We start from the raw sequence: 22345 nt of genomic DNA on the forward strand, positions 1-22345 counted from the left end.
CCATGACCGCACATCTGGAACACTTCACGACCACCATCACACCGGCACAGACGCACACCCGCGAGTTCCTGGAGATCGGCCGGTGCGCCGGGCAGTTCCCGAGCGCCATGGCCCGGGTGCCCGACGGGACCACCGAGGTGAGCGTGTGGTGCAGCAACGACTACCTGGGCATGGGACAGCATCCGGCGGTGCTGGCCGCGGTGCACAACGCGGTGGCCAAGTACGGCGCGGGATCGGGCGGTTCGCGCAACATCGGCGGCACGAACCACTGCCATGTGGAGTTGGAGCGGGAACTCGCCGACTGGCACGGCAAGGACGCGGCGCTGCTGTTCTCCTCCGGGTACGCGGCCAACGACGGCGCCTTGACGGTGCTCGCGGGCACCCCGGACGACACGGTCGTGTTCTCGGACGAGCTGAACCACGCCTCGATCATCGACGGGCTGCGGCACAGCGGAGCGACCAAACGCATATTCCGCCACAACGACGTCGGGCATCTGGCGCGGCTGCTCGCCGAGACCGACCCGAAGGCGCCGAAGCTGATCGTGCTGGAGTCGGTCTACTCGATGTCGGGTGACATCGCCCCGCTCGCCGAGATCGCCGATCTGGCGGAGCGTCACGGCGCGACCACGTTCCTGGACGAGGTGCACGCGATCGGCATGTACGGTCCGCAGGGCGCGGGCATCGCGGCACGCGAGGGCATCGCCGACCGGTTCGACGTCATCATGGGCACGCTCGCCAAGGGACTCGGGACGGTGGGCGGCTACATCGCCGGGCCGAAGGCGCTCGTCGATTACGTCCGGACCACCTCGCGCGCCTTCGTCTTCACCACGTCCATGCCGCCGGCCACGGCGGCGGGGGCGCTCGCCGCCGTACGGCATCTGCGCGGGTCCGAGGCGGAGCGGCGGCGGCTCGCCGAGAACGCCCAGCTGCTGCACCGTCTGCTCGACGACGCCGGCATCCCGTTCAAGTCGTCCGATTCGCACATCGTCTCGGCGATGGTCGGCGACGACGCCCTGTGCAAACGGGCGTCCGCGCTCCTGCTCGACCGGCACCGGATCTATGTGCAGGCCATCAACGCCCCCAGCGTGCGCCCGGGAGACGAGCTGCTGCGGATCGCCCCGTCCGCGACCCACACCACCACGGACGTGAAGGAGTTCGCGTCGGCCCTCGCCGGAATCTGGCTGGACCTGAACATCCCCACCGTCTCCATGCGGCGGGGAGCGGCCTCCACCGCGAAGGCAGTGGTGTGACACGACCCCTGGCCGCCGTGCTCGCCGACACCGCGGCACGGCGGCCGGACGAGCCGGCGCTGGTCTTCGAGTCCACCGCCCTCACCTACCGGGTGCTGTGGGAACGGGCTCGGACCTGTGCCGCCGAGCTGCGCCGGCACGGCATCGGGCCGGGCGACCGCGTCGCGCTGCTGCTGCCGAACAGCCCGCGGTTCCCGGTCGCGTACTACGGCACGCTGGCTACGGGGGCCACCGTGGTCCCGCTGAACACCCGGCTCCGGGCCGGCGAGATCCAGTTCGTCCTGGCGGACAGCGGGGCACGCGCGCTGATCTGCGCCGAGACGACCGTGGACGAGGGCGCGAAGGCGGCGGCCGCCGCGGGCATCACGCTGTGCACGCTCGGGGCCGGACACCCGGACGGGATACGGCTGGACCCCCTCGCGCCGGCGCCCGCCGACGCGGTCCGCCTGGGCGGCGAGCCCGACGACATCGCCGCGATCCTCTACACGTCGGGCACCACCGGCCGGCCCAAGGGGGCGATGCTCACGCATCGCAACATCGTCACCAACATCGAGGTGACGGCCGTGTCCCCCTTCGCCGTCCGGCCCGACGACGTCCTGCTGTGCGGTCTTCCGCTGTCCCACACCTTCGGCCAGACCTGTGTCATGGGCGTGGCGTTCCACGCCGGTGCGACGGTGGTGCTGATGCCCGGGTTCACCGCGACCACGGCGCTGACGCTGATGGCCGAGCACGGCTGCACGGTGTTCATGGGGGTGCCGACGATGTACCACGCGCTGCTGGAGGCGGTCGGCGAGGGTGCGCCGGCGCCGCGGCTGCGGCGGGCGTACAGCGGGGGTTCGGCCCTGGCGGTGCCCGTCCTGAAGAGGGTCGAGGAGGTTTTCGGCTGCCCGGTGTACGAGGGGTACGGGCTGACCGAGACCTCCCCGTGCGTCGCCTACAACCAGCCGGGATCGGTCACGCGGCCGGGCACGGTCGGAACGCCGATCGCCGGTGTGGAGGTGGGCATCGCCCGCGCCGGTCTGGAGGGCCGGATCGAGCTGCTGCCCGCGGGCACGATGGGAGAGGTCGTGATCCGCGGCCACAACGTGATGTCCGGATACCTCGGCCGGCCGGAGGCGACGGCCGCCGTCCTCGTCGACGGCTGGTTCCGCTCGGGTGATCTGGGCGTGCTGGAGCCGGACGGTCGGCTGCGGCTGGTGGACCGGAAGAAGGACGTGGTGCTCCGGGGCGGCTACAACGTCTATCCCCGCGAGGTCGAGGAGGTGCTGCTGCGGCATCCCGCCGTCGGCCAGACCGCCGTCATCGGTGTCCCCGACGACCGCCTGGGCGAGGAGGTCTGCGCGGTCGTCGTGCCCCGGCCGGGGTTCTCCCGGGACGCGGCGCTGGCCGCCGACATCGGTGCCTGGTGCCGGGAGCATCTGGCGGGCTACAAGTACCCGCGGCGCGTCGAGTTCGCGGAGTCCCTGCCCACCGGTCCCAGCGGCAAGGTACTCAAACGCCTTCTGGTACACCTCTATTCGTAGCATGGGGGCGCGCTTGCAGCTCGTGCAGAACGCATCGAGGACGTCCGGTCCGGCCGGAACCGTGGAAGTCCTCCTCCAGGACCTCAGATTCGGCGGGTCTCCCCGATTCCGCGAGGAGGACGTCGAGCACACCAGGGCGCTGGCGGAGATCGCCGCCGAGAGGCTGCCGCCGATCATCGTCCACCGGTCCTCCATGACCGTCGTCGACGGCCTCCACCGGAGCCGGGCGGCGCTGCTCCGGGGCGAACGGACGATCAGGGCCCGGTTCTTCGACGGCACCCCGGAGGAAGCGTTCCTGTTGTCGGTCACGGCCAACCGGGCCCATGGGCTGCCGCTGTCCCTCTCCGAGCGCAAGGCGGCGGCAGCCAGGCTGGTCAGGATGTTCCCCGACCGGTCGGACCGGTCCCTCGCGGCGTCCGCCGGCCTGTCCGACAAGACGGTCGCCAGGCTCCGGCGTGCGAGTGCGGAGCATCCGCGGTCGAACACCCGGATCGGCGCGGACGGCCGCGGACGGCCGGTCGACGGCGCGGCCCGGCGCCGGCTCGCGGCCAGGCTCCTCGCGCTGGAGCCCCACCGGTCGCTGCGGAACATAGCCGGCGAGGTGGGCATCTCGCCGGCGACCGTACTGGACGTCCGCCGGCGGATCGCGCGCGGGGAGGACCCGGTGCCGGCCGGATCGGGCGGTGCGAGCGGCGTGGCGTGCCGCCGCGCACCGGCCCGGCAGGGCCCGGCACACGATCCGCAGACCCTGCTGCGGACGCTCCGGAGGGATCCCGCCCTGAGGTCCTCCGAGGCGGGACGCGAGCTGCTGCGGTGGCTGCACGCCCACGCGCTGGGCCACGAGCAGTGCGCCGCCCTGCTCAGCCAGGCACCGCCGCACTGCCGTGAACGCATCGCCGATCTCGCAAAGGCCTACGCGGAGGGATGGCACGCCCTCTCCGAGAGCCTGCGTGACCAGTCCAGGGCCTCCTGGCCGGAACCAGAGACGAAAGGACGAGAATCGTGACGCAGCCCGCGAACAGGCTCGCACCCTTGACCGAGAACTGGGAGACAGGCCTGGCGGTCGTCGCACACCCGGACGACCTCGAATACGGATCCGCCTCCGCGATAGCCCGCTGGACGGCGCAGGGAAAGACGCTGTCCTACTGCCTGGTGACCAGTGGGGAGGCCGGCATCGACGGAATGCCGCCGGAGCGGGCGCGGGCCGTGCGGGAGGCCGAGCAGCGCGCGTCGGCCGCGATCGCCGGGGTCGGCACGGTGGATTTCCTGGGGTTCCCGGACGGTGTCCTGGAGTACGGATTGCCGTTGCGGCGGGCCATCGCACGGCAGATCCGGCTCCGGCGCCCCGAGATCGTGATCACCAACAATCTCCGTGACACCTGGAACGCCGAGGAACTGGGCCGGGAGCACGCCCCGCTCAATCACTCCGACCACATCGCCACCGGGCGGGCGATCCTGGACGGGATCCGGGACGCCGCCAACCGATGGGTCTTCACCGATCTGCTCGACGAGGGTCTGGAGCCGTGGGGCGGCGTACGGCAGGTCTGGGTCGCCCACTCCCCGCTGGCCGCTCACGGGGTCGACGTCACCGAGACGTTCCCGCGAGGCGTGGCCTCGCTGCGGGCCCACGAGGCCTACATCAAGGGCCTCGGCCGGCCCGACTTCGATCCGGAGGAGTTCCTGGAGTCCCTCGGCCGGCGCGCGGGCACCCTGTTCGGCTGCAAGATCGCCACCCCCTTCGAGGTGATCAGGTTCGCCTCCGACGACTGACCTAGTGTCACCGAGTTCGCCGTGGCGCCGCGGCTGCCGCCACGGCGAACTCGCGTTCCGCGCCCCGGCCGGCCGGGCGGTCAGCGCCGGAAGAAGACCCCTTCGGACGGCAGACACCCCGCCGCCACCAACGCCTTGGACAACTCTCCGCCGACCTCGGTGAGCCGCTGCGCGCCCTCCTCGCCCAGCGCCCGCCACGGCGGGACGGCCAGCCGATCGGTGTCCGCCTCGATACGGGCCCGCAGTTCGGCCCCCTGCTCGGTGATGTCACCGGCCGCGTCCACGACACCGCGCAGGCGCAGCTCCTCGACGGCGGCGTCCCACTGCTCCCGCGACCAGCCGCGGTGGGACTGCGCGAACGACGGCAGGAAGCCGGCGTGGGTCGCGGAGTGGCTGACCATAGACTGCAGCCCGCCCAGCTCCGCGTCGACCAGGGCGGCGATGTGCCCGTCCCCACGGTGTTCGCGCAGGATGGCCAGGCCCTGCCACAGCACCAGATGCGGTTCCCGCGGCCAGTCCTGCTCCTGGTGGGCGGCGGCCAGCGGACGCCCCTCGCAGTCGGCGCTCAGCGCGGCGCGGCGCGCCAGCTCGGCGGCCTCGGCGACGGGGGGCGAAGCGAGCACGTCGGGGCCCAGCATCCGCCGCAGCGCGCGGTCCACGGCCACGAGCCGGGCCTCCACCAGCTTGGCCGGGCTGGAAAGCTCCCAGGTGCGCGGAACGTTCTCACGGACCCGCTCCGGGTTGAAGTTGTAGAACGCCGCGTGGACCACGGAGGCGGCCACCGCGCCCATCGGCGCCGCCCGGCCCCCGAAGTAGCACATCACACCGGGTTCCAGTCCCGCCGCGCCGAGCTCCTCGTCGTATTCCGGAGCGAAATAGACCATGGCGGCGTAGATCTGGAGCTGACGCATCGCCTGGCCGATCAGCTTTTCGTCCATCGGGTCTCCCGGGCAGGAAAAACAGCAGGGTCGTGGAAGGAAGAGGAATCGCGGCAGGCCGCTCCCGCCGTCATCCGACCGGATCGCCGGGGCCCGTGGTGCCGATGCACAGGACGCGGGCCCGAGGGTCACGGGTCACCTGCTCGGCCAGCTCGTCCAGGTCGTCGCGGGCGTGGACGAACCGCCCGTGCAGCATGTCGTACCGACCGGACACCAGTGCGGCGATCTTCTTCGCGGACACCGTCACCGGCAGGAACGCCGAGTCCGGTATCCGGTCGTAGTCCGGTCGCTGCTCGGTCATCGCGGTGCGCACCATCCCGGGGTTGACGTCGAGCACCACGACACCGCGGCCGGCGGTCTCGTGCGCGAGGGCGCCGGTGAAGCGCGCCAGCGCCGCCTTGGACGCGGCCAGCGCGCTGAAGGTGGGGGGCCCGTCGTCCCGGACCGCCACCCGGGTGTTGATGTTGATCACGTATCCGTGTCCCCGGTCGAGCATGGACGGCACGAGCCGGCGGCAGAACAGCATGGGCCCCCGCACGTTGGTGGTCATGACCTCCCACCAGTCGTCCGGGTCCGTCTCGGCGAAGCGGCCGAACCGTCCGGCGTACCCGGCGTTGTTGACGAGGACGTCGATGCCGTCGAAGCGCTTCTCCACGGCGTCGCAGCAGTGGTCGACGTTCTCCGGATTCGTCACGTCACCGGTGACCGTGACGACCTCGCCACCCATTCTCTCGATGTGTTCCGCGGTGACCGAAAGCTCGGCCGGCAGCTTGTCCACGAGGCCCAGGCTGTAGCCGTGCTTGGCCAAGGTGATGGCGATCTGCCGGCCGATTCCGCGGGCCGCTCCGGTGACCAGCGCGACTTTGGTGGAACCGACGCTCTCGAGTCCAGACAAGGTGCCTTCCTTCATGGGCGTACGGCATGTGGGCCCGACGTTAGGGGCGTGCCGGGATTCCTGTCGATCTGTTCAATCGCACACCACGACAGCTCGGCGACATATCGCGATAGCTGGTCTCGTACGGCTGTTCCCCGCGACCGGCGCGCACTCGTGCGCCGGACAGGTGATGCTGGGGAGCGACAAGGTCCCCGAGGAAGCCGGGAGGCGTGGCCGTTGATCGCCGTCAACCCGATGGACAGCGCCTCGGTGCTGGCCGCCTTCGGCGCGCTGGGCGTCCTGGCCGTGGTCTTCGCCGAGTCGGGTCTGCTGGTCGTCGGCTTCTTCCTGCCCGGTGACACGCTGCTGTTCCCGGCCGGTGTGCTGTGCGCGGGCAGCGCGCAGCAGCCGCCGCGGCTGGCACTGTGGCAGGTCCTCGCGTGCGCGGCGATCGGGGCGGTGGCGGGCGGCCAGGTGGGATACCTGATCGGGCGGCACGGCGGCCGGGCGCTGCTCGCGCGCACGAACAGCGGGCGCGTGAAGGGCGCGGCGGCGCGGGCGGAACGGCTGCTGGCGCGGTACGGCTACGGCAAGGCGCTGGTGATCGGCCGGTTCGTGCCGCTGCTGCGGACCGTCCTGCACCCGGTGGCGGGGGCCCTGGGGGTGCCGGTGCGGACCTTCACCCTCTGGCAGACGGTGGGCGGTGTGCTGTGGTCGCAGGCACTGGTGCTCGCCGGGTACACCCTGGGGGCGTCCGTGCCGCACATCGACGACTATCTGCTGCCGCTGGTCGCCGTGGTCGTCGTCCTGTCGCTGCTTCCACTGGTGCCCGAGGCCCTCCGCGCCCGCCGGGACCGGCGCGACTCCCCCCGCTGAACGCGCCCCGGCTCACCCGCCGGATGTCCGCACCGGCCCCACGGGAACGGGACGGCACCGGATGCCCTGGGACAGCTCCAGGGCCGCCCGCTCCTCCCGCGCTCCGGCCGCCCCGCCCCCTACCGTCCTCCCGGCCCCTCCCGCCGCCCGCCCTCCTCGCGGCGCTTCCTGTTCGGCCGGTGCGGGCGGTGCACCGTGTCCAGTTCCCCCACCGCCGCGCGTACGTGGGCCGGATCGCCCGGCCGGCCGCCGCCGGCGCAGCGCCAGACGGGACGACCGGGCTCCTCCCCCAGGTGCATCCCGAGGCCGTGGACCGTGCAGACCGGCCACGCCTGCCACAGGCACCCCGTGATCGTGTCCTGGGCGGCCTCGGCGACGTACCGCAGCGCCCAGTCGGCGGAGCCGGCCGGGCACAGGGAGTTGCCGTGCGCGTTGCCGTCGGCCAGCGCGACGTAGAGCTGTTCGTCCTCGTGCTCGTCCGCCGGGTACGCGATGAGGCGCAGCGGGGTCTGCCCGGGCAGGGTGGCCGCGAGGTCCCGGTTGACCGCCACCAGCGCCGCGTCCCACAGCGGGTGTTCGCCGGCGGGGACGAAGCGCGGCTCGGGCGGGCTCGGGAAGAGAGGGTGCATGCCCCCATTGTCCCAGCGCGCGACGGGAGCGGGCGGGTCGGGGCTACCAGGGCAACGAGGCGTTCTGGACGGGTTCGTGGCCATCCGTGAGACTGGAGCCGACGATCCGACGCCCCCGCTGTGCAGGACGGTGACATGGAAGAGGAGATCGCGCGCGTCGCGCTGACCCCGCAGGCCGCGGAGCTGGTCCGCCGTCTGCGCGCCGAGCACGGCCCGCTGATGTTCCACCAGTCCGGCGGCTGCTGTGACGGCAGCGCCCCGATGTGCTACCCGGACGGCGAGTTCCGCACCGGCGGCTCGGACGTGCTGCTGGCCGAGCTGACGGTGGACGGCGTGCCGGAGCCCGTCACGTTCTGGATGTCGCGCAGCCAGTACCAGGCCTGGAGCCACACCCGGCTGATCGTGGACGTCGTGCCGGGACGAGGCAGCGGTTTCTCCCTGGAGGCACCCGAGGGGGTGCGTTTTCTCACCCGTTCTCGCGTCGTCGACGCCTAGTCGGCCCGCCGGTCGTCCGGGTCTGGTCCACTGCCCCTGAAACCGAGGACAGTTGACGAGACATCAGGGGGCACGGTGGCGGGACCTCGCGGGCGTTCGGCAGCGGGCAGAGCGGTTCTCACGGTTGTCACGGCGTTCGGTGTGCTGGCCGGCGCTGCCCTGGCGGAGGCGGCACCGGCCGGCGCCGCGCCGGTGGGCAGACGGCTCGCGCCGGGCGTCACGTACCGGCAGTTCGACATCGACGGGGCGGCGGGGACGGCCCGCGCGCATCTGGTCACGGTGGACCTGGCCGACCCGCACGTCCACGTCGACCTGCTGTACCCGGGGGCGGTGGCGGCCCGCGCGACCGTCTCCCGGCTGGCGGACTCGGCCGGTGCGGTCGCCGGGGTGAACGGCGACTTCTTCAACATCACCGAGACCCAGCACCCGGGCGTGGAGGCCACGGGCGCGCCCGTCGGACCGGCCGTGGCCGACGGGCGGGTGCTCAAGGCCGCGGTGCCGAAGGGCCAGCGGTTCGGGCCCGCGCTGCCCCCGGGCACCACCACCCGGGACGTGTTCGGCGTGGGCACCGACCGGCGGGCCCGCCTGGACCGCCTCTCCCTCTCCGGCTCGGTCGGCACACCGGAGGGGCAGCTGCCGCTGAAGGGCCTCAACCAGTACGCGCTGCCGGTGGATTCGGTCGGCGCCTTCACCTCGCGCTGGGGCAGCGCCTCCCGGGTGCGGGCGGTGTGCGGCACGGACACCGCCCGCGCGGCGCCGTGCAGCGAGGACACGTACGAGGTGAAGGTGCGCGGGGGCAAGGTGGTCTCCGCCTCCGAAGCCCCGGGCGGCGGCTCGATCCCCGCGGACACCACGGTCCTGGTGGGGCGCGAGGAGGGCGCGCGGCAGCTGCGCAAGCTGTCGGTCGGCGACCCGGTGGACGTGACGCACACCCTGGTGGCGTCCTCGTCCGGGGTGCCGTACGCGTTCGCGATCGGCGGCTTCCCGATCCTGCGCGACGGCAGCCCGCTGTCCGGCCTGGACGACAGCACCTCGGCGGTACGGACGGCCGTCGGATACAAGGGCGGCGGCCGGCAGATGCTGCTGCTGGCGCTGGACGGCTCGGCGCACTACCGCGGCGGGCTGACCGTGGCCGAGGAGGCGCAGACCATGCGCGCGCTGGGGGCCACCGCCGCCTTCAACCTCGACGGGGGCGGCTCGACGGAGCTGGTCGCGCGTGACGCGGACGACGCCGGCGTGACGGTGCGCAACCACCCGAGCGGCGGTGCCGAGCGTCCGGTGCCCAACGGCATCGGCGTCTTCTCCGCCGCCTGAGGCCGGCCGGTCAGGGCCGCAGGCTGCCCACCAGCTCGGCGGTCGCGGTGAGCCCGCTCTGGATGGTGGGCGCCATGCTGGTGCAGGCCAGGTAGAAGCCGAGCAGCAGGCAGACCAGGGCGTGCGAGATCTTCAGTGAGCAGTTGCGAATGAAGATCACGGCCAGGACCAGAAGCAGCAGCACCACAGAGATGGAAATGACCATCGGGAACCCTCCTCCGCCACGCCCCGTGTGCGGCGTTCGGCCGCAAGTGTGGCGTAGCGGAGGGTTCGTCCGGGCTGCTGACGTGTCCTCCGATCGTGTGGTCTTACGCGGAGGGGTGGGCGTCGAGGAAGGCCTCCAGGCCGGCGAGGTCGTCGGTGTTGAGGTAGTCGACCCCGGCGGCGAGCAGTTCCGTCCACACCGCGTCCCGGGCGGGGCCCGCGGCGTCGGGGGTGGCCCAGAACCGGACCTGCTGCCCGCGCGCGTGGGCGGCGCCGGTGATGCTCCGCAGCTTGTCCCGCTCGGCCTCCGGGAACGCCCCGACGCCCGTCCAGGTGAAGTTCTGCGTCCAGTTGTCGCTGATCAGCGAGATGAAGGAGGCAGGCGCGGGGCCCCCCAGGTCGGCGAGCCGGCCGTCGTAGAAGGCGCGGCGCTCGGTCTGCGCCTCCATCGGGGTACGGGCCGCCCGGTCACCGGAGACGACCGCGGTGACCGGGCCGGGGTGGACGCGGCCGTGCGCGTACCGGGTGAACAGGCGCGGGTAACGGCGCAGGTGGCGGTCCAGTTCGAGGTACGTGGCGGAGCCCTCGGTCTTGATGTCGATGAGCAGCTGGAGCGGCCGGCGCGAACCCCGGTACACCTGGCCGTGGTTGGCCTTGACGCGGGCGGCGAGCGGTTCCAGGTAGAGGGACTCGAGGGTGCGGGACGGGTCGAGGTCGGATGCCTCGTGACCGATGAGGAGCTGGTCGCCGACGAGGAAGATGTCGGCTTCGACGCTGCCGAAGCGGTGGTCGAGGGCGTCGAACAGGGGCCGCGGGTGCTCGTAGTCGTTGTGGGCGTGGGCGTGCCGCAACGGGCGCGGATGACGCGTCCGCTCACCGGCCAGCGCGTGGCTCGCGGGCAGGACGAACGTGCCCGCGAGGGCGGCGCCGAGGGTGGTGAGGGCTCTGCGACGGGTGGTGAGGGCCATGCACTGCCTCCCTGGGGTGATGGGGACCGGGGAGAGTATGCGTGCACTCGCCACCGAAGGGTCCCTTCCTCGCGGGGAGTTGGCGCTCTGTTCACTTCACCGGTGTGCGCACGCGGAAAAGCCCGCCCCGGGTGGGGCGGGCTTCACCGTGGGCGTGTCAGGGCGTCTGGAGGGGTGCCGGGAGGTCGACCAGCGCGGCCAGCGCCTCCCGGTGGGCGCCTGCCGTGCCGTACGCGATCGAGTCCGCCTTGGCCCGCTTCAGGTACAGGTGGACCGGGTGCTCCCAGGTCATCCCGATGCCGCCGTGGAGCTGCAGCGCCTCCTCGGTGACATGGACGGCGGCGGGCGCCGCGTAGGCCTGCGCGACGGCGACCGAGACCTCCACGTCCTCGCCGGTGGCGAGCGCGTCGGCGGCGGCACGGGCGGCGGCCCGCAGGTGCACGGACTCCAGCCAGAGCTGGGCGAGCCGGTGCTTGAGCGCCTGGAAGCCGCCGACCGGCCGGTTGAACTGCTTGCGCTCCTTCAGGTACCGGACGGTCTCCGTCAACGCCCAGTCGGCGACGCCGAGCTGCTCGGAGACGAGCAGTCCGGCGGCGGCGCGCAGGGCACGGCGTACGGCGGGTCCGGCCGCGCCGACCCGGCGGCCGGGCGCACCCTCCAGCCGCACGCTCGCCAGGGGGCGGGTCAGGTCCAGGGAGGCCTGCGGGGTGACGGCGACGGCGTCGGCGGCGACGGCGTACAGGCCGCCGTCGTCGCCCGGGACGAGCAGGACGTCGGCGGCGGACGCGTCCGCGATGCCCGTCAGCTCACCGTGCAGGGTGCCGTTCTCCACGTGGACGGCCGCGGCGTCGGCGCCCGGCGCCGTGTGCAGGCCGACCGCGAGGGCGCCGATCGTGCGCCCGGAGGCCAGCTGCCCCAGCAGCTCGGCGTCGTCGCAGGCGAGCAGGGCCTCGGTGGCCACGACCGCGCTGGTGAGGTAGGGCACGGGGGCCACCGCGCGCCCCAGCTCCTCCAGCACGACGGCGGCTTCCCGCGCGGAGGCGCCCTGGCCGCCCCGCTCCTCGGGCACCAGGAGGCCGGCCAGGCCCATGCCGTCGGCGAGCAGCTTCCACAGGGCGCGGTCGTGCGGGGCGTCCGACTCGGCGCGGGCGATCACGTCGGCCGGTGCGCAGTGGTCCGCGAGCAGGTCGCGGACGGCGGCCCGCAGCGCCTCTTCCTCCTCGGAGTACAGCAGGTCGGTCATCGGGCGAGGTCCTTCCAGGCGACGTCCTTGTCGGTGCGCGGCTCGGCGGGCAGGCCCAGGACGCGCTCGGCGACGATGTTCAGCAGGACCTCGCTGGTCCCGCCCTCGATGCTGTTGCCCTTGGAGCGCAGATAGCGGTAGCCGGCGTCCCGGCCCGTGAAGTCCACCAGCTCCGGGCGGCGCATGGTCCAGTCGTCGTACAGCAGGCCCTCTTCGCCGCGGAGTTCGACCTCCAGGCCGCTGATCTCCTGGTTGAGGCGGGCGAAGGCGAGTTTCATGCCGGAGCCCTCGGGGCCGGGCTGGCCGGCGACGAGCTGCTGGCGCAGGCGTTCACCGGTGAACCGGGCGACCTCGGCCTCGACCCACAGCCTCAGCAGGCGCTGGTGCAGGTCGTGGGTGCGCAGTTCGGGGCGTTCGCGCCAGGTCTTCGCGACCGGGCCGATCATGCCGCCCTCGCGGGGCAGGGCCATGCCGCCGATGGCGACGCGTTCGTTGTTCAGCGTGGTCTGGGCGACCCGCCAGCCGTCGCCGATCTCGCCGAGGCGGCGGTCGTCGGGGATGCGGACGCCGGTGAGGAAGACCTCGTTGAACTCGGCCTCGCCGGTGATCTGGCGCAGCGGCCTGACCTCGACGCCCGGATCGGTCATGTCGCAGATGAAGTAGGTGATGCCCCGGTGCTTGGGCACGTCCGGGTCCGTGCGGGCGATGAGGATGGCCCAGCGGGCGACGTGCGCGCTCGATGTCCACACCTTCTGCCCGTTGACCACCCAGTCCCCGTCCTCGCGGACCGCCCGGGTGCCGAGCGCGGCCAGGTCGGAGCCGGCGCCGGGCTCGCTGAACAGCTGGCACCAGACCTCCTCGCCGGTCCACAGGGGGCGCAGGTAGCGCCGCTTCTGCTCCTCGGTGCCGTACTTCAGGATCGTCGGTGCGGCCATGCCGAGGCCGATGCCGATGCGCCGGGGGTCGTTGTCGGGGGCGCCGGCCGCCGCCAGCTCGGCGTCCACGACGCCCTGGAGGGTGCGCGGGGCGCCCAGCCCGCCGAGGCCTTCCGGGTAGTGCACCCAGGCGAGGCCGGCGTCGAAGCGGGCCCGGAGGAAGTCCAGGCGGTCGGTGCTCGCGGGCGGGTGCTGCGCGAGCAACTCCCGGGTGCGGCGGCGCAGTTCTCCGGCGTCGGTCATGCGACGGCTCCGTTCTCCAGCACGACGGCGATCCGGCCCGTGGTCACGCCGTCGGCGACCCGCTGCACGGCACCGGCCGCCTCGGCGAGCGGCACCCGCTCGCTGACGAGCGGCTTGATCGCGCCCCGGGCGGCCAGCTCGGTCAGTTCCTCGTGGCAGCGCTGGACCAGCTTCGGGTTCTTGGTGTTGTACAGGCCCCAGTGCAGGCCGACGATCGAGTAGTTCTTCACCAGGGCGTGGTTGAGGGCGGGGCTCGGGATGGCGCCGCTGGCGAATCCGACGACGACGATCCGGCCCTCGAAGGCGACCAGTTTGGCGGACTGGGCGTAGGCCTCGCCGCCGACGGGGTCGTAGACGACGTCGGCGCCCCGGCCGCCGGTGGCCTCCTTCACGGCGGCGACGACGTCCTCGGAGCGCCGGTCGACGACCACGTCGCAGCCCAGCTCCCGGGCGACGGCGGCCTTGTCCGCGCCGCCCACGACACCGATCACCGTGGCACCGGCCGCCTTGCCCAGCTGCACGGCGGCGCTGCCCACGCCCCCGGCGGCGGCGTGCACCAGCAGGGTCTCCCCGGCCTCCAGGCGGGCGCGGCGGTGCAGGCCGAACCAGCCGGTCTGGTAGCCGATGTGCAGGGCGGCGGCCTCGGCGTCGTCCAGCGACTCGGGTGCGGGGAGCAGGGCGCGGGCGTCGGCGAGGGCGTACTCGGCGAAGCCGCCGTGGGGCAGCGCGGGGTTGGCGATCACCCGGCGGCCGTCCTCGGTCTCGCCGCAGATCTCCACGCCGGGTGTGAAGGGCAGCTGCGGACGCACCTGGTACTGGCCGCGGCACAGCAGCGCGTCCGGGAAATTGACGTTGGCGGCGCGCACCCTGAGCAGGACCTGGCCGTCGGCGGGCGTGGGCCGCTCGACGTCCGTCAGGCGCATCACCTCGCTCGGCTCGCCGTTCTCGTGCACTTGCCATGCCTGCATGCGGGGCCTCCACGGGACTGCTTCGTCTGACCGGGTCCGACGGCATACTAAGCGGTCGCTTGCCGATCAGGGAACAGTCGCGTAGGTCACGTGCGGGCGGGCCGTGCCCGTACGTGCATCCGCTCCCCCTGCGGCCCGAACAGGCTCAGGAACTCCACCGGCCCCTCCCCCGTCGACCCGAACCAGTGCGGCACCCGCGTGTCGAACTCGGCCGCCTCGCCCGCCGACAGCACGACGTCGTGCTCGCCGAGGACCAGGCGGAGCCGGCCCGAGAGGACGTAGAGCCACTCGTAGCCCTCGTGGGTCCGCGGGTCGGGCTCCTGTCTGCGCTGGGGTTCGAGCACCTTGAAGGCCTGGAGGCCGCCGGGCTGGCGGGTCAGCGGCCAGTGGGTGCGCCCGCCCCGGACGATGGGCTTGGACCGCACCCGCGGGTCTCCCACCGGCGGTGCTCCGACCAGCTCGTCCAGCGGCACCTGGTGGGCCTGGGCGATCGGCAGCAGCAGTTCGAGGCTGGGCTTGCGCAGGCCGGACTCCAGCCGGGAGAGCGTGCTCACGGAGATGCCGGTGGCCGCGGACAGCGCGGCCAGGGTCACCTCCCGCTCCTTGCGGATGCGGCGCAGCCTGGGGCCCACCTCCGCCAGTACGTCGTCTGTGCTCATGGCCACAATTGCAGGAACGGCAAATGTGTTTGTCAATACCGCAGCCGTCGGGCGACCGTCGCCTCATGACCGACAACAACAGGTACGAAGTCGTCATCGTCGGCGGCGGAGCCGCCGGCCTGTCCGCCGCCCTGGTGCTGGGCCGGTCCCGGCGCCGCACGCTGGTCGTCGACGCGGGCGAGCCGCGCAACGCGCCGTCCGCGCACATGCAGGGGTACCTGTCCAGGGACGGCATGTCCCCGGCCGAGTTCCTGGCCGTCGGACGTGAGGAGATCGCCCGGTACGGGGTGGAGCTGGTCCGGGACCGGGTGGTGGACGTGACCCGGGAGGGGGACTTCACCGCCGTCCTCGGCGGCGGCCGGACCGTACGGGCCCGGCAGCTCGTGATCGCGACCGGCCTGAAGGACGAGCTGCCGCCGGTCCCCGGGCTCGCCGAGCGGTTCGGCCGGGACGTGGTCCACTGCCCGTACTGCCACGGCTGGGAGGTGCGCGACAAGCCGACCGGCGTCCTCGCCACCTCACCGCTCAGCGTGCACCAGGCGCTGATGGTCACCCAGTGGACGAAGGACGTACGGCTCTTCCTGCACGAGGTGGCCGAGTCGGAGCTGACGGACCAGGACCTGCGCCGGCTGGCCACGGCCGGGGTCGCCGTCGTCCCCGGCGCGGTGGTGGAACTCGTGACCGCCGACGACCGCCTCACCGGCGTCCGGCTGGAGGACGGCACCGTCCACGGCCGCGAGGTCCTGTACGCCGCCCCGCGCGCCGTGCCGAACAACGAGCTGCTGATCAGGCTGGGCGCCGAGCTGCGCGAGACCCCGTTCGGCAGCTACCCGGTGATCGACGAACGGGGCCTGACGACCGTGCCCGGCCTGTGGGCGGCCGGCAACGCGAGCGGCTTCGCGGAACAGGTGGTCAACGCGGCGAGCCGGGGGTACCGCGCGGGGGCGGCGATCAACGCGGAACTGCTGATGGCCGACCTGGACGCCGGCGCCCTGTGAGGGGCGCGGGACCGTGTCCGGGGTGCGGCTGCCGCCGCGCGCCCGCGGATCACGACGCACCCGCTCGGAACGGAACCGCGCACCCGGCGCGGCGCTGAGGCACCATGGCGGCATGCTGCTGACCCGGCTCGCCCAGGTGTCCCGGGAGGTCGCCGCGACCGCGGCGCGGTCCCGGAAGATCGCGCTGCTCGCGGAGCTGTTCCGGGACGCGGAGGCGGACGACGTGCCGATCGTCATCCCCTACCTCGCCGGCCGGCTGCCGCAGGGCCGGCTCGGTGTCGGCTGGAAGGTGCTGAGCCGCCCGGTCCCGCCCGCCGCCGAACCCTCCCTCACCGTGCGGGAGGTCGACGCCCGGCTCACCGAACTGGGCAAGGTGTCCGGACCCGGCTCCCAGGCGGAGCGGACCCGGATCGTCGGGGAGCTGATGGGCGCGGCCACCGAGGAGGAGCAGCGCTTCCTGCGGGGCCTGCTCACCGGGGAGGTCCGGCAGGGCGCGCTGGACGCGGTCGCGGTGGAGGGGCTGGCCGGGGCGACCGGCGCGGACCCGGCGGACGTGCGGCGGGCCGTGATGCTGGCGGGGTCGTTGCAGACGGTGGCGCAGGCCCTGCTCGGCGAGGGGCCCGCATCGCTCGACCGCTTCCGGCTCACGGTCGGCCGGCCGGTGCTGCCGATGCTGGCGCACAGCGCCTCCTCGGTCGCCGAGGCGGTGGAGAAGCTGGGCGCGTGCGCGGTGGAAGAGAAGCTGGACGGCATCCGGGTCCAGGTGCACCGGGACGGTGACACGGTCCGGATCCACACCCGCACCCTGGACGACATCACCGACCGGCTGCCCGAAGTGACGGCCGCGGCGCTGGAGCTGCGGGGTGAGCGGTTCATCCTGGACGGCGAGGTGATCTCCTTCGACGCGGCGGGCCGGCCCCGGTCCTTCCAGGAGACGGCGGGCCGGGTCGGCTCGCGCACGGACGTCGCGAGGGCCGCCGAGGAGACCCCGGTCTCCCCCGTCTTCTTCGACGCCCTCTCGGTCGACGGCCGCGACCTGCTCGACCTGCCCTTCGCCGAGCGGCACGCGGAGCTGGCCCGGCTGGTGCCCGAGCCGATGCGGGTCCGGCGCACGGTGGCGTCGGGCCCCCCGGACATCCCGGAGGCGGAACGGTTCCTCGCCGAGACCCTGGCCCGCGGTCACGAGGGCGTGGTGGTCAAGGCGCTCGACGCGCCCTACAGCGCGGGGCGGCGCGGCGCCGCCTGGCTGAAGGTGAAACCCGTGCACACCCTCGACCTGGTGGTGCTGGCCGCCGAGTGGGGCCATGGCCGGCGCACCGGCAAGCTCTCCAATCTCCACCTGGGCGCCCGCAACCCGGACGGCGGCTTCGCCATGCTCGGCAAGACCTTCAAGGGCATGACCGACGCGATGCTCGCCTGGCAGACCGAGCGGCTGCGGGAACTGGCGGTCGAGGACGACGGCTGGGTGGTCCGGGTCCGCCCCGAACTCGTCGTGGAGATCGCCTACGACGGCCTCCAGCGCTCCACCCGCTACCCGGCCGGTGTCACCCTCCGCTTCGCCCGCGTGGTCCGCTACCGCGAGGACAAGCGTCCCGAGGAGGCCGATACCGTTCAGGACCTGCTGGCAGCCCACCCGGAGGTCACGCCGTGACGGTGCGGACGACGAAGCGCAGCGCGGGACTGCTGCTGTTCCGGCACACCGACCAGGGACTGGAGGTATTGCTGGGCCATATGGGAGGACCGCTCTGGGCGAAGAAGGACGCGGGCGCCTGGACCGTGCCGAAGGGCGAGTACGACCCGGCGGAGCCGGCCTGGGAGGCGGCCCGGCGGGAGTTCCGGGAGGAGCTGGGGGTGGCGCCGCCCGACGGTGAGGCCGTACCGCTGGGCGAGGTCGTGCAGCGCAACGGCAAGATCGTCACGGCGTGGGCGGTGGCGGCGGACCTCGACCCGCGGGCGATCACCCCGGGGACCTTCACGATGGAGTGGCCGCCGCGGTCGGGGCGGACGCAGGAGTTCCCGGAGCTGGACCGGGTGGCGTGGTTCGGCCTGGACCGGGCCCGTGAGGTGATCGTCACGGCGCAGGCCGCGTTTCTCGACCGGCTGGCGGAGCACTCGGGCTAGGAGCCGCCCCCCGCGGCGACCGGAGGAAGACGCCGGGGGGCCTGTCGCGTTGCGACTTGCGGGGCCGCGCGCGAAGGTCGAGACAAGCCCGCTCCCAGGGAGGTCAGCCATGCCCATCGCGACGGTGAACCCGGCGAACGGCGAGACGCTCAAGATGTACGAGCCCATGGACGAGGACGAGCTGGAACGCCGGCTCGAACTCGCCGAGGCCACCTTCCGCACGTACCGGACGACCTCCTTCGCCGATCGCGCCCGACTGCTGAACAAGGCCGCCGACCTGCTGGACGAGGACCAGCAGGAGATCGGCCGGATCATGACCACCGAGATGGGCAAGCCGGTCAAGCAGGCCCGCGCGGAGGCCGCGAAGTGCGCCAAGGCGATGCGCTGGTACGCGGAACGCGCCGAGGGGCTGCTGGCCGACGAGGAACCCGCCGAGTCGGACGTGACGGACTCCGGTGCCTCCCGGGTCCGGGTCCGCTACCGGCCGCTCGGCCCGGTGCTCGCGGTGATGCCCTGGAACTTCCCCCTGTGGCAGGTCGTCCGGTTCGCGGCGCCCGCGCTCATGGCGGGCAACGTGGGCCTGCTCAAGCACGCCTCCAACGTCCCGCAGACGGCGCTGTACCTGGAGGACTTGTTCCACCGGGCGGGCTTCCCCGCGGGCTGCTTCCAGACGCTGCTGATCGGCTCGGCCGCGGTGGACGACATCCTGCGCGACGAGCGGGTGAAGGCGGCCACCCTGACCGGCAGCGAGCCCGCGGGCCGGGCGGTAGCCTCCACCGCCGGCGAGATGATCAAGAAGACGGTGCTGGAGCTGGGCGGCAGCGACCCCTACGTCGTCATGCCCTCCGCCGACCTGGACCGCGCGGCCGAGGTCGCGGTCACCGCGCGGGTGCAGAACAACGGGCAGTCCTGCATCGCCGCCAAGCGGTTCATCGTGCACACCGACGTGTACGACGCGTTCGCCGAGAAGTTCGTCGCGGGCATGAAGGCCCTCAGGATCGGCGACCCGCTGGCGGAGGACACCGAGATCGGGCCGCTCGCCAGCGAGCAGGGCAGGAACGACCTGGAGGAGCTGGTCGACGACGCCCGGCGCAGCGGGGCCGAGGTGCTGTGCGGCGGACAGCGGCCGGACGGGCCCGGCTGGTACTACCCGCCGACCGTCCTCGCCGGCATCACCCGGGAGATGCGCATCCACCGCGAGGAGGCGTTCGGTCCGGTCGCCACCCTGTACCGGGCGGGCGACCTGGACGAGGCGGTGCTGATCGCCAACGACTCGTCCTTCGGGCTGAGTTCGAACGTGTGGACGCGGGACGAGAACGAGGTGGAGCGGTTCGCGCGGGACCTGGAGGCCGGCGCCGTGTACGTCAACGGGATGACCGCCTCCCACCCGGCGTTCCCGTTCGGCGGTGTGAAGCGGTCGGGGTACGGACGTGAGCTGTCCGGGCACGGAATCCGGGAGTTCTGCAACATCACCACGGTTTGGCAGGGTGCGTGAGCGCCGCGCGGCTACCATCCCGTTTGTGAACCGCGAAGTGACCCTGCCTCTGATCGTCGACGACCGCGGGACCTTGCAGGTGGCCGCGGTGGACGTGAGTAAGTTGTTGCGGACCGTGGGCGCGCGGTGGCTGCATCTTGTCGAGGCCGGGGAGCAGGGGCTGGACGAGGACACGGTCGCCGCGCTGACCATCGAACTGGCGAAGCTGGCCGACCGCATCGACGTGGCCTGCATCGCCCACAGCAGCGGGGCGCCCTGACGGCCGTGCCCGCGCCCGGCGTCGCCGCCGTACCCCTCGCCCCGGCCGCGTACCTCTGCGCACCAAAGCCGCCCTGGTCACAGCACTCCCCCACGTAACAGCCGTACCCGCGTTTTCCCTCGTCCGGCGGTATGAATCGCCCTGCGCGCCTGACCCCCGGGTCCCCGATTCGGAGTAACCCAGCGCGAGATCGCCGTCCTCCCGGGTGACGGTGGGTGTAGCACCCACAGAGGTGAACCCACCTTCTGGCCGGTGGGCGAAGGCCCCCGGAGAGCGAAAGCAGGGACGGTTCATGGCGACTTTGTGCAAGCCCTCGGTGTCGGTCCCGGAGCACGTGATCACGATGGAGGAGACGCTGGAGCTGGCGCGCTCGCGCCACGCGGACCACCCCCAACTGGCACTGGCCCTCAGACTGATCGAGAACACCGGCGTCAAGACACGGCACATCGTGCAGCCCATCGAGGAGACCCTGAAACACCCGGGCTTCGAGGAGCGCAACAAGCTCTACGAGGCCGAGGCCAAGGCCCGCGTCCCCGCCGTGATCCAGCAGGCGCTGGACGACGCGGAGCTGCTCACCAGCGACATCGACGTGATCATCTACGTCTCGTGCACGGGCTTCATGATGCCCTCGCTCACGGCGTGGCTGATCAACGAGATGGACTTCGGCAGCACCACCCGCCAGCTCCCCATCGCCCAGCTGGGCTGCGCCGCCGGCGGCGCGGCCATCAACCGGGCGCACGACTTCTGCTCGGCCTACCCGCACGCCAACGCGCTCATCGTGGCCTGCGAGTTCTGCTCGCTGTGCTACCAGCCCACCGACCTCGGCGTCGGCTCGCTGCTCTCCAACGGCCTCTTCGGCGACGGCATCGCCGCCGCCGTGGTGCGGGGGCAGGGCGGCACGGGCGTCCGTCTGGAGCGCAACGGCTCCTACCTGATCCCGAAGACCGAGGACTGGATCGCCTACGACGTCCGGGCCACCGGCTTCCACTTCCTGCTGGACAAGCGGGTGCCCACGACCATGGAGCCGCTCGCCCCGGCGCTCAAGGACCTGGCGGGCGACCACGGCTGGGACGCGTCCGACCTGGACTTCTACATCATCCACGCGGGCGGTCCCCGAATACTCGACGACCTCAGCAAGTTCCTGGAGGTCGACCCGCACGCCTTCCGGTTCAGCCGGTCCACGCTCACCGAGTACGGCAACATCGCCAGTGCCGTCGTCCTCGACGCGCTGCGCCGGCTGTTCGACGAGGGCGGCGCCCACGAGCAGGCACGCGGGCTGCTCGCCGGTTTCGGTCCCGGCATCACCGCCGAGATGACGGTGGGCCGCTGGGTCACCGCGGACGGCGACGACCGATGATCGAGGAGGCGACGCGCACCGGGGTCGAGGTCCTGCCCCCGATCCGGCACTGGCCGGCGCTCGACCTCACGGGCACGGACTTCGACCCGGTGCTGGCCGAGCTGATGGCCGAGGGCCCTCTCACCCGCGTCCAGCTGCCCAACGGCGAGGGCTGGGCGTGGCTGGTCACCCGGTACGACGACGTACGCATGGTGGCCAACGACCCCCGCTTCAGCCGGGAGGCGGTCGTCGACAAGCCGGTGACCCGGCTCGCCCCGCACTTCATCCCCGACCCGGGCGCGGTCGGCTTCCTCGACCCGCCCGACCACACCCGGCTGCGCCGCTCCGTCGCCGCCGCCTTCACGGCGAAGGGTGTGGAGCGCGTCCGCGACCGGGCGCGCGCCATGCTGGACGAGCTGGTCGACGACCTGCTCCGGGCCGGGCCGCCCGCCGATCTCACGGCGACGGTCCTCGGCCCGTTCCCGATCGCGGTGATCTGCGAACTGATGGGCGTCCCGGCCGGCGACCGGCACGCCATGCACACCTGGACGCAGCTGATCCTGTCCGCCGCGCACGGCAAGGAGGTCAGCGAGCGGGCCAAGCGGGAGATGAGCGCCTGCTTCGCCGACCTGATCGGGCTGCGCGGGAACAGCGCGGGCGAGGACGTCGCCTCGCTGCTCGGTGCCGCCGTGGGCCGCCGCGAGATCACGCTGGAGCAGGCCGTGGGCCTCGCCGTGCTCCTGCAGATCGGCGGCGAGGCGGTCACCGCCAACAGCGGGCAGATGTTCCACCTGCTGCTGACCCGCCCCGCTCTGGCGGCGCGGCTGCGCGCGGAGCCGGCGATCCGCCCCCGGGCGATCGACGAACTGCTGCGCTACATCCCGCACCGCAACGCGGTCGGCCTGTCCCGGATCGCCCTGGAGGACGTGGAGATCGCGGGCGTCCGCATCCGCGCGGGCGATCCGGTGTACGTCTCCTACCTGGCCGCCAACCGGGATCCGGACGTCTTCCCCGCGCCGGACACCATCGACTTCTCCCGCCGTCCGAACCCGCACGTGGCGTTCGGCTTCGGCCCGCACTACTGCCCGGGCGGCATGCTGGCCCGGCTGGAGGAGGAACTGCTGATGAACGCCCTGCTGGACCGGGTACCGGGCCTCAGACTGGCCGTACCGCCGGATCAGGTCCCCTTCAGGAAGGGCGCGTTGATCCGGGGGCCCGAGTGCCTGCCGGTGACCTGGTGAGGTCCC

Annotated in this window: 23 protein-coding genes; 14 read left to right on the top strand and 9 right to left on the bottom strand. The window is 72.9% G+C overall.

What is annotated here, in order from left to right:
• Positions 1–2 precede the first annotated feature (2 nt).
• The 4 genes from hemA to ABZV94_RS09520 are packed head-to-tail and all read left to right on the top strand — an operon-like array spanning position 3 to position 4543.
• Positions 3–1250 carry a 5-aminolevulinate synthase gene (gene hemA / locus ABZV94_RS09505; RefSeq protein WP_356338944.1) on the top strand — a complete coding sequence of 416 codons (1248 nt, stop codon included), beginning with the start codon at positions 3–5 and terminating at the stop codon, positions 1248–1250.
• Positions 1247–2773 (top strand): long-chain fatty acid--CoA ligase, encoded by a 1527-nt coding sequence (locus ABZV94_RS09510; RefSeq protein WP_356338947.1) that lies wholly within the window; start codon positions 1247–1249, stop codon positions 2771–2773. Before hemA ends, ABZV94_RS09510 begins: the two co-directional genes overlap by 4 nt.
• 1 nt (position 2774) lies before the next feature.
• On the top strand, positions 2775–3779 hold the full coding sequence (locus tag ABZV94_RS09515) for a ParB N-terminal domain-containing protein (RefSeq protein ID WP_356338949.1): 1005 nt from the start codon (positions 2775–2777) through the stop codon (positions 3777–3779).
• Positions 3780–3805: 26 nt separating this feature from the next.
• A complete protein-coding gene (locus ABZV94_RS09520; RefSeq protein ID WP_356338952.1) occupies positions 3806–4543 on the top strand; it encodes a PIG-L deacetylase family protein in 738 nt (245 codons plus the stop codon).
• A gap of 80 nt (positions 4544–4623) precedes the next feature.
• Here ABZV94_RS09520 and ABZV94_RS09525 read toward each other — a convergent pair whose 3' ends face one another.
• The gene (locus ABZV94_RS09525) at positions 4624–5481 is read right to left on the bottom strand and encodes a hypothetical protein (RefSeq protein ID WP_356338955.1); all 858 of its coding nucleotides are present in this window, start codon (positions 5479–5481) and stop codon (positions 4624–4626) included.
• 70 nt (positions 5482–5551) lie between these two features.
• The gene (locus ABZV94_RS09530) at positions 5552–6376 is read right to left on the bottom strand and encodes an SDR family oxidoreductase (RefSeq protein ID WP_356338957.1); all 825 of its coding nucleotides are present in this window, start codon (positions 6374–6376) and stop codon (positions 5552–5554) included.
• Between the two features lie 216 nt (positions 6377–6592).
• On the opposite strand from ABZV94_RS09530, the gene ABZV94_RS09535 reads away from it, so the two are divergent.
• The gene (locus ABZV94_RS09535; protein WP_356338960.1) at positions 6593–7231 is read left to right on the top strand and encodes a DedA family protein; all 639 of its coding nucleotides are present in this window, start codon (positions 6593–6595) and stop codon (positions 7229–7231) included.
• Between the two features lie 119 nt (positions 7232–7350).
• On the opposite strand, the gene ABZV94_RS09540 is transcribed toward ABZV94_RS09535, so the two are convergent.
• Positions 7351–7860, bottom strand: coding sequence for a hypothetical protein (locus tag ABZV94_RS09540; RefSeq protein ID WP_356338962.1), 510 nt, complete (start codon positions 7858–7860; stop codon positions 7351–7353).
• A 135-nt stretch (positions 7861–7995) separates the two neighbouring features.
• Here ABZV94_RS09540 and ABZV94_RS09545 point away from each other — a divergent pair, with 135 nt between their 5' ends.
• Positions 7996–8355 (top strand): DUF779 domain-containing protein, encoded by a 360-nt coding sequence (locus ABZV94_RS09545; RefSeq protein ID WP_356338964.1) that lies wholly within the window; start codon positions 7996–7998, stop codon positions 8353–8355.
• Positions 8356–8496: 141 nt separating this feature from the next.
• Complete coding sequence (locus tag ABZV94_RS09550; RefSeq protein ID WP_356338966.1) at positions 8497–9669, top strand: phosphodiester glycosidase family protein; 1173 nt, start codon at positions 8497–8499, stop codon at positions 9667–9669.
• Positions 9670–9679: 10 nt separating this feature from the next.
• Here the strand turns inward: ABZV94_RS09550 and ABZV94_RS09555 are convergent, their stop codons facing one another.
• The 6 genes from ABZV94_RS09555 to ABZV94_RS09580 form a co-directional block, all read right to left on the bottom strand.
• A complete protein-coding gene (locus ABZV94_RS09555; RefSeq protein WP_014671248.1) occupies positions 9680–9874 on the bottom strand; it encodes a hypothetical protein in 195 nt (64 codons plus the stop codon).
• Between the two features lie 103 nt (positions 9875–9977).
• Positions 9978–10841, bottom strand: a complete 864-nt coding sequence (locus ABZV94_RS09560) for a phosphatidylinositol-specific phospholipase C/glycerophosphodiester phosphodiesterase family protein (RefSeq protein WP_356338969.1) — start codon at positions 10839–10841, stop codon at positions 9978–9980.
• Positions 10842–10998: 157 nt separating this feature from the next.
• Entirely contained in the window at positions 10999–12084 is a 1086-nt protein-coding gene (locus tag ABZV94_RS09565) for an acyl-CoA dehydrogenase family protein (RefSeq protein ID WP_356338970.1), read from the bottom strand.
• On the bottom strand, positions 12081–13262 hold the full coding sequence (locus tag ABZV94_RS09570; RefSeq protein ID WP_356338973.1) for an acyl-CoA dehydrogenase family protein: 1182 nt from the start codon (positions 13260–13262) through the stop codon (positions 12081–12083). Before ABZV94_RS09570 ends, ABZV94_RS09565 begins: the two co-directional genes overlap by 4 nt.
• The gene (locus ABZV94_RS09575) at positions 13259–14230 is read right to left on the bottom strand and encodes an NADPH:quinone oxidoreductase family protein (RefSeq protein ID WP_356338975.1); all 972 of its coding nucleotides are present in this window, start codon (positions 14228–14230) and stop codon (positions 13259–13261) included. The genes ABZV94_RS09570 and ABZV94_RS09575 overlap by 4 nt, the downstream gene beginning before the upstream one ends.
• An 86-nt stretch (positions 14231–14316) precedes the next feature.
• Positions 14317–14889, bottom strand: coding sequence for an XRE family transcriptional regulator (locus tag ABZV94_RS09580; RefSeq protein ID WP_356338978.1), 573 nt, complete (start codon positions 14887–14889; stop codon positions 14317–14319).
• A 65-nt stretch (positions 14890–14954) separates the two neighbouring features.
• On the opposite strand from ABZV94_RS09580, the gene ABZV94_RS09585 reads away from it, so the two are divergent.
• The 7 genes from ABZV94_RS09585 (at position 14955) to ABZV94_RS09615 (ending at position 22339) form a co-directional block, all read left to right on the top strand.
• Positions 14955–15887 carry an NAD(P)/FAD-dependent oxidoreductase gene (locus ABZV94_RS09585; RefSeq protein WP_356338981.1) on the top strand — a complete coding sequence of 311 codons (933 nt, stop codon included), beginning with the start codon at positions 14955–14957 and terminating at the stop codon, positions 15885–15887.
• Between the two features lie 112 nt (positions 15888–15999).
• Complete coding sequence (locus tag ABZV94_RS09590; RefSeq protein ID WP_356338983.1) at positions 16000–17538, top strand: ATP-dependent DNA ligase; 1539 nt, start codon at positions 16000–16002, stop codon at positions 17536–17538.
• Positions 17535–18008 carry an NUDIX domain-containing protein gene (locus tag ABZV94_RS09595; RefSeq protein ID WP_356338986.1) on the top strand — a complete coding sequence of 158 codons (474 nt, stop codon included), beginning with the start codon at positions 17535–17537 and terminating at the stop codon, positions 18006–18008. The genes ABZV94_RS09590 and ABZV94_RS09595 overlap by 4 nt, the downstream gene beginning before the upstream one ends.
• Positions 18009–18117: 109 nt before the next feature.
• The gene (locus ABZV94_RS09600) at positions 18118–19503 is read left to right on the top strand and encodes an NADP-dependent succinic semialdehyde dehydrogenase (RefSeq protein ID WP_356338988.1); all 1386 of its coding nucleotides are present in this window, start codon (positions 18118–18120) and stop codon (positions 19501–19503) included.
• A 25-nt stretch (positions 19504–19528) separates the two neighbouring features.
• Positions 19529–19762 (top strand): DUF6213 family protein, encoded by a 234-nt coding sequence (locus tag ABZV94_RS09605; protein ID WP_030655224.1) that lies wholly within the window; start codon positions 19529–19531, stop codon positions 19760–19762.
• 292 nt (positions 19763–20054) lie between these two features.
• A complete protein-coding gene (locus tag ABZV94_RS09610; RefSeq protein WP_356338991.1) occupies positions 20055–21119 on the top strand; it encodes a type III polyketide synthase in 1065 nt (354 codons plus the stop codon).
• Positions 21116–22339, top strand: a complete 1224-nt coding sequence (locus tag ABZV94_RS09615; protein WP_356338993.1) for a cytochrome P450 — start codon at positions 21116–21118, stop codon at positions 22337–22339. Before ABZV94_RS09610 ends, ABZV94_RS09615 begins: the two co-directional genes overlap by 4 nt.
• The last annotated feature ends 6 nt before the right edge of the window (positions 22340–22345 follow it).

This window comes from Streptomyces sp. NPDC004658 (assembly GCF_040609555.1).
Taxonomy (GTDB): domain Bacteria; phylum Actinomycetota; class Actinomycetes; order Streptomycetales; family Streptomycetaceae; genus Streptomyces.